The organism is Bradyrhizobium sp. P2_E8, from assembly GCF_056403875.1.
Map to the genome: position 1 here is coordinate 1 of NZ_JBFUES010000398.1, position 6398 is coordinate 6398.

Annotated in this window: 8 protein-coding genes; 4 read left to right on the forward strand and 4 right to left on the reverse strand. The window is 63.5% G+C overall.

Annotated features, from left to right (window positions below):
* Positions 1-107 precede the first annotated feature (107 nt).
* The gene (locus tag AC1D00_RS21555) at positions 108-482 is read right to left on the reverse strand and encodes a PRC-barrel domain-containing protein (RefSeq protein ID WP_135177407.1); all 375 of its coding nucleotides are present in this window, start codon (positions 480-482) and stop codon (positions 108-110) included.
* Positions 483-612: 130 nt separating this feature from the next.
* Between AC1D00_RS21555 and AC1D00_RS21560 the strand changes: the two genes are divergently transcribed.
* Positions 613-840, forward strand: coding sequence for a hypothetical protein (locus AC1D00_RS21560; protein WP_027546226.1), 228 nt, complete (start codon positions 613-615; stop codon positions 838-840).
* A 373-nt stretch (positions 841-1213) separates the two neighbouring features.
* Here the strand turns inward: AC1D00_RS21560 and AC1D00_RS21565 are convergent, their stop codons facing one another.
* A complete protein-coding gene (locus AC1D00_RS21565; protein ID WP_477012057.1) occupies positions 1214-1372 on the reverse strand; it encodes a hypothetical protein in 159 nt (52 codons plus the stop codon).
* 173 nt (positions 1373-1545) lie between these two features.
* On the opposite strand from AC1D00_RS21565, the gene AC1D00_RS21570 reads away from it, so the two are divergent.
* The gene (locus tag AC1D00_RS21570; protein WP_167771295.1) at positions 1546-1806 is read left to right on the forward strand and encodes a hypothetical protein; all 261 of its coding nucleotides are present in this window, start codon (positions 1546-1548) and stop codon (positions 1804-1806) included.
* 142 nt (positions 1807-1948) lie between these two features.
* On the opposite strand, the gene AC1D00_RS21575 is transcribed toward AC1D00_RS21570, so the two are convergent.
* The gene (locus AC1D00_RS21575) at positions 1949-2155 is read right to left on the reverse strand and encodes a hypothetical protein (RefSeq protein WP_477012061.1); all 207 of its coding nucleotides are present in this window, start codon (positions 2153-2155) and stop codon (positions 1949-1951) included.
* Between the two features lie 346 nt (positions 2156-2501).
* Positions 2502-2696, reverse strand: coding sequence for a hypothetical protein (locus AC1D00_RS21580; protein WP_477012058.1), 195 nt, complete (start codon positions 2694-2696; stop codon positions 2502-2504).
* A 94-nt stretch (positions 2697-2790) separates the two neighbouring features.
* Here AC1D00_RS21580 and AC1D00_RS21585 point away from each other — a divergent pair, with 94 nt between their 5' ends.
* Positions 2791-3300 carry a DUF4142 domain-containing protein gene (locus AC1D00_RS21585; protein WP_477012059.1) on the forward strand — a complete coding sequence of 170 codons (510 nt, stop codon included), beginning with the start codon at positions 2791-2793 and terminating at the stop codon, positions 3298-3300.
* Positions 3301-3571: 271 nt separating this feature from the next.
* Positions 3572-6398 (forward strand): HAMP domain-containing protein (locus tag AC1D00_RS21590; protein WP_477012060.1); only part of this gene is annotated, 2827 nt, incomplete at its 3' end.

Sequence of the window (6398 nt, forward strand, 5' to 3'; positions counted from 1 at the left end):
GCCCTTCCAGGGCTTGTCCGTCTGGGCGTGCGATCCCCGATCGTTCTGATGTCGGGGATCGTCGGTGGGCTTTTCCTTGCTCATTGGATCTCCTTAAGGTGCGGAGCCTACGCGAAGGGAACGCCATAGTAGGAGTTGATGCCGCGCACCGCCGCATCGTCACCCCAGTTCCAATCGCTCTGCTCACCATATTTCGGCGCGCCCTGCAGCTCCTTGGCCGTAATCCCCGTCACGTAGCCACCGAGTTCGGTGTCGTACTTCAGGGACTGCCAAGGCAGGGGATAGTGGTCATTTCCGACGCCCAGAAATCCGCCAAAGCCGAGCACGGCGTAGGACACCTTGCCGCTGATCTTGTCGATCATCACGCGCTCGATCGAACCGATCTTGTTGCGATCCGCGCCATAGACCGATGTTCCCTCGACCCTGTCGCTGCCGATCAACCGGCCCATTTCGCTGCGGTCCAGTTCGCCTTGATCCAACATCTCAATTCTCCACTCAGCCAGTGTGTGGACCAATCTGTTCCGATGGTGATCGTTCCAAAGCGGGTTCGGCGGCTCATCAGGAACATCGCTGGAAACGAGTGGTTCTCTGAGTCCTCAGAGGAAATGAACCATGAGCGACTTTCGCGACATCCAGCACGGCGTCAACGATCCCGTCGACGGGCTCGACGTGAAGCGCCACATCAACTCCACCCAGACACCACATGAGCGCGCGCAGCATCATGCCGACGTACGGTCAGCGCCGTCGGCCTCGCCGGAAGAGCCGTTCCTGCCGGAGCGATTGCGGCGCAAGCCGACCGATCCGATCAACCCGCGCACCGGCCGCAATCCGGCCGACTAGCCGCTTGGAATATCGGCTCCGGCACTGTGCGGCTCGCGGCTCGGCAGCCGGCCTGCCGCCGGCGCCGCGTCGGCTTGTACGCTCCGGCGCATTCGTCGCAGCCATCGCAACCTGGGCCGCGGTCTCCGTGTCGATCTGGTGGCTGAGGCGAAAGCTTCGCATCGTCTTCCGACGCTCATCATCCTGACGCTGGCGCGATCAGCGAGGCGCCAAGACTTCCCGGGGCATCAGGAATTCAAACATCTCGGCCGCGGTCTGAAGCTGCTCGATGCGTGCGGCAACGGAATCGCGCTGAACGCCGGCCGGCAAGCTCGCAAGCTCATGCTCGAGCAGCAGCCTCTGCGCCTCGAGGCGTTGCTCGAATGTGTGGGGCTCAGACCGTCTTCGCAYCGTCCGTCCTCGGGGGTTGCAGGCCCGGGCTGTTGGCCCAGCGCTCGACCTGCTCAATGACCTTCTGATGGCTTGGACGCACCGGCCTTGGTGCTTCGCGTTCCTCGGAAAGCTTGCGGGGTAACCTGACCTCGTCAGTCATGGCGCATCTCCCTTTCCCTATGAGAATGCGCCTACGCGCGAATAGTTTCAAGTAACCTATTGATTTATTTAGATTATATTGCTCAACTGACGCTTTTTTGGACTCCTGTGGAACTCTCGGCAAGTTGGCCGGTTTAGCAAATTACTCATCTTGCTCAATTTGCGTGATTGACCATGAACGACCTTCGCGACGAGCGGCTCCAAGTCATGCTTTCGCCGGAAGAGCTGGCCGCAGTGGATGATTTCCGGTTCAAGCACCGCATGCCAACGCGTGCCGCGGCGGTCCGCGAGTTGCTCAAGTTCGGACTCGCAGCCGCGGGCATCGAGACGAGCATCGACCCGTCAACGGGCATCAAATCAAGCGAGTTTGGTGTATTTGGCCGGGGGCCAGACGGACACACGCCGGGAAAATCCGAGAACGACGCCGAGGATTGATTTCATCGGCCTCGCAAACCAAACGACCCCGGCACAGTGGGGTGCCAGGGCCGTCCTTGGAGATTGCTTCCGGCGCACCGGGGGCATGACAACCGGAAGCAATCCGTCGACTCTTCGCGCAGTGAATCGTTCCTTGCGAGAACTAGCCCGTCGGGGCGTCGCCGGAATCATCCGGCATCACGCCGGATCCCGGCGTCTTGTTGTTGTCGTTGAGCTTGGGATCGCGAGTCGCCTCACGCGACGGCGAGCCCTTCGAGTTCGTCTTGTGCGCGGTCTGCGCGCGCTGCTTGTCGCGCGKTTGATCCTCCGCGCGGTTATCCCTGACAATACCGTGGTCGGAATGCGCCATGATGTCCACTCGCCTCTCCAGTTGTCCTGCCAGATGTCCCGAAGCGCTTACGCGCCGGCGCGTCGAATGTTCCGGTTCAGACGAGAGGCCGCGGCGCTAGCTACGCGCCGCATGGACCGGGGCCGATGCATTTTCCAGATGTACCTGCCGCACCGTCGTCACCGTCGCGAACGCCACCGAGACGCCAAAAGCGAGAATGAGTGAAAGAAGAGCAAGACGTGGAGCCATTGCAAAATCTCCTTCTGGAATCGAAAATCAACGCGATTGACTGTTCCCGAATGATCCTGGATTGGTCGCTTGCATTCCGTGCGCAGCCTCACACCCCGATTCGCGAAAACAAGAGCGGCTATGCATCCTGCCTTTGGGAGATGCGGACCGTTACGGGCGGAATTTCGCCATCGAGCCAGTCCTGTTCTCTCGCGAGCGCGGTCCAGGCGTCCGCCATGCGCGAATAGCGCTTATGGGCAGGTTGCCCTTCCGCTCGCTCGGCGAGCTGCAGGCAGTTGTCGGCGTTGTCCCTGAAAATGTCAGACTGTTTCATGAATCAAACGTGGGGACGGAACGGTCGCGGCGCAACCGCCCTTACCGGATCGTAACGTTCAGGGAACTTCGCACGCCATCGGTCATTGATAGCGATGCGAGTTCTTGTCGCGATCATCCTGATGTTCATCAGTGCCGCAGCGCTTGCCGACAGCACCGGCGAGCGAAGGCCGGGCGACCGCACGCCGACAGCGAGCGACGTCATCAACGGCCTCTACGCGTTCAGCCGCTTCCAGCAGGGTCTTCTCGAAAGCACCGATCTGAAGGGCAATGCGGAGGTGAAAAACCTCGCCGCCCTGCGCGCCGAGGAAGCGGCGAAACGCGACAAGGTCTTGAAGGACATTCAACAGGCGCTCGGCGCCGAGCCGCGCGTCGGCAAGACAACGGCGAGTGCAAGCGTCGCCGAACCCGACAATTCGGAGGGACCAGCCTATGTGCGAACCTTCTACGCCGCGCAGATTCCCGAATATGAATCCACCATCGCCCTGCTCGAGCACTATCTGAAAGCTCCCGACAATGCCGCCCTTGCCGCCTTCGCCCGCGACCAACTGCCGGTGCTGCGTTCGCAGGTGAAGGATGCGGAGCGGACGATGGCGGACAAATAGTCCCCCCTTCGTCCGCCGGCGGCCGCCCCGCCTGCGGTGCCCCCGCCCGCCTGGCATGGAGGTGGCCGCAAAGAGGGCGAATCAGTCCAAAATTCTTTGGAACCGGTTGGAACTAATCGCCTTTATCGTCGTTGTTGCGGTCGGGCTGAGCAAAGCAGGTTCCATTTCCCGGCGTCGCAACCTTGGCGCTTGATTTCGAATTTGGCTGACGCTCTAGTTTGACTAATTGCGTCACGCCTTAGATTCGGCCGACGCCTGCGGGGGAATCAGTATGAGCGACCTCGATCCCGGATCTGCATCACGCTCCGGTCGTCGCGTCCCAAAGCCAAGAACTAACGGTACGTCAGAGCCGGACTCCCGGCCGGAATTGCTACTCGCCTTACAGGCCATGCGTAGCGGCGATTTCTCGGTGCGTATGAGCGGCGACTATCTCGGTATCGACGGCAAGATCGCCGACACTTTTAATGAAATCATCGCCGCCAACCAGCGCATGGCGCAGCAGCTCGAGCTGGTCGGCCAGGTGGTCGGACGCGAGGGCAAGACCCGGCAGCGCGTGAAGTTCGGCCTCGCCTCCGGCTCCTGGGCCGACATGGAAGGCTCCGTCAACACGCTGATCGACGATTTGTTGTGGCCGACGCGCGAGGTGACCCGCGCGGTCGCGGCGGTGGCGCAAGGCGACCTGCTCCAGACCGTCAAGCTCGACGTCGACGGCCGTCCGCTCCGCGGTGAATTCCTGCAGTCGGCGAACATCGTCAACACCATGATCAAGCAGCTGGGCGTGTTCACCTCCGAGGTGACGCGCGTGGCGCGCGAGGTCGGCACCGAAGGCAAGCTCGGCGGCCAGGCCCAGGTGCCCGAGGTGACCGGCGTCTGGAAGGATCTGACCGAGAGCGTCAACTCGATGGCGAACAACCTGACCAACCAGGTTCGCAACATCGCCGAAGTCACGATCGCGGTCGCCAACGGCGACTTGTCCAAGAAGATCACCGTCGACGTCCGCGGCGAGATCCTTCAGCTCAAGGAAGCCATCAACACGATGGTGGACCAGCTCCGCTCCTTCGCCTCCGAAGTGACGCGCGTGGCGCGCGAGGTCGGCACCGACGGCAAGCTCGGCGGCCAGGCGATCGTGCCCGGCGTCGCCGGCACCTGGAAGGATCTCACCGACTCCGTCAACGCGATGTGCGGCAACCTGACTGCACAGGTCCGCAACATCGCCAACGTCACCACCGCCGTGGCGCGCGGCGACTTGTCCCGCAAGATCACGGTGGACGTGCGCGGCGAAATCCTGGAGCTGAAGGACACCATCAACACCATGGTGGACCAGCTCAACTCCTTCGCCTCCGAAGTGACGCGCGTCGCACGCGAGGTCGGCACCGAGGGCAAGCTCGGCGGCCAGGCCCAGGTGCCCGGCGTGGCCGGCACCTGGAAGGACCTCACCGACAACGTCAACTYSATGGCSTCGAACCTGACCGSKCAGGTCCGCAACATCGCCGAMGTCGCCACCGCCRTSGCCRRSGGCGACCTSTCSAAGAAGATCACCGTGAACGTGTCGGGCGAAATCCTTCAGCTGAAGGAAACGCTCAACACCATGGTCGACCAGCTCAACGCCTTCGCCGGCGAAGTCACGCGCGTYGCGCGCGAGGTCGGCACCGAGGGACGTCTCGGCGGTCAGGCCAACGTGCTCGGCGTCGCCGGCACATGGAAGGACCTGACCGAGAGCGTCAACTCGATGGCGTCGAACCTGACCGCACAGGTCCGCAACATCGCCGAGGTGACGACCGCGGTCGCGGGCGGTGACTTGTCGAAGAAGATCACCGTGGACGTCCGTGGCGAGATCCTCGAGCTGAAAGACACCATCAACACCATGGTSGACCAGCTCAACGCCTTCGCCGGCGAAGTCACGCGCGTYGCSCGCGAGGTCGGCACCGAAGGCAAGCTCGGCGGCCAGGCCSAGGTGCSCGGCGTCGCCGGCACCTGGAARGACCTCACCGACAGCGTCAACTCGATGGCCGGTAACCTCACCGCCCAGGTCCGCAACATCGCCGAGGTCGCAACCGCGATTGCCGGCGGCGACCTGTCGCGCAAGATCACGGTGGACGTGCGCGGCGAGATCCTTCAGCTCAAGGACACGCTGAATACGATGGTCGACCAGCTCAACCGCTTCGCGGGCGAGGTGACGCGCGTGGCGCGCGAGGTCGGCACCGAGGGTCGTCTCGGCGGCCAGGCCAACGTGCCCGGCGTCGCCGGCACCTGGAAGGATCTCACCGACAGCGTGAACTCGATGGCGGGCAACCTCACCGCCCAGGTCCGCAACATCGCCGAGGTCACCACCGCCGTGGCGCGCGGCGACCTCTCGCGCAAAATCACCGTGGACGTGCGCGGCGAAATCCTCGAGCTGAAAAACACCATTAACACCATGGTGGACCAGCTCAACGGCTTTGCCGGCGAAGTCACGCGCGTCGCGCGCGAGGTCGGCACCGAAGGCAAGCTCGGCGGCCAGGCCGAAGTGCCCGGCGTCGCCGGCACCTGGAAGGACCTCACCGACAACGTCAACTTCATGGCGTCGAACCTGACGGCCCAGGTCCGCAACATCGCCGAGGTCGCGACCGCGATCGCCGGCGGCGACCTGTCGAAGAAGATCACGGTGGACGTGCGCGGCGAGATCCTGCTGCTCAAGGACACCCTGAACACCATGGTCGAGCAGCTCCGCTCCTTCGCCGCCGAAGTGACGCGCGTGGCGCGCGAGGTCGGCACCGAGGGCCGGCTCGGCGGTCAGGCCGTCGTGCCCGGCGTCGGCGGCACCTGGAAGGACCTCACCGACAACGTCAACCTGCTGGCCGCGAACCTCACCACGCAGGTCCGCAACATCGCCGAAGTCACCACCGCCGTGGCTCGCGGCGACTTGTCGCGCAAGATCACCGTCGACGTGAAGGGGGAAATCCTCGAGCTGAAGAACACCATCAACACCATGGTGGACCAGCTCAACGCCTTCGCYGGCGAAGTYACCCGCGTCGCGCGCGAGGTCGGCACCGAAGGCGAGCTCGGCGGCCAGGCCCAGGTGCCCGGTGTCGCCGGCACCTGGAAGGACCTCACCGACA